Origin of the sequence: Pseudomonas sp. HY7a-MNA-CIBAN-0227, from assembly GCF_040310325.1 — a bacterium.
Classification (GTDB): Bacteria; Pseudomonadota; Gammaproteobacteria; order Pseudomonadales; family Pseudomonadaceae; genus Aquipseudomonas.
In genome coordinates this window covers 1-268 of record NZ_JBEOPT010000158.1, presented here as the reverse complement: position 1 = coordinate 268, position 268 = coordinate 1, and the positions used below count along the sequence as shown (strand labels likewise).

Genomic DNA, 268 nt, shown 5'->3' with positions numbered 1-268 from the left:
CTTGCGGGCTGCTCATCAAACCATAAGTCAGCATATAACGGACTTGATTGTTGTCATCAAGGTAGCGAAAGTAGGAAAATTTCGCACGGTCTTCCCGACCTTCTAAATAACTGACGATCACCTCGTTTTCCGCAACATTCATGACCTGTACAGTCCATTTGCCTTTGTTAGCCAGCAGATAACGCTTGTCTTTAAACTCATCAGGATAACTGCGCAAATCACGAACGGTCGCATCAAAATTGATCGGCTGCACGTCCGTATCCAGCTC

Annotated in this window: 1 protein-coding gene; it reads right to left on the bottom strand. The window is 45.9% G+C overall.

Going from position 1 to position 268, the window contains the following annotated elements; genetic code table 11:
• On the bottom strand, positions 1-253 hold a 253-nt coding region (locus AAEZ06_RS27395), incomplete at its 3' end, for a hypothetical protein (protein WP_350617252.1).
• Between the last annotated feature and the right edge of the window lie 15 nt (positions 254-268).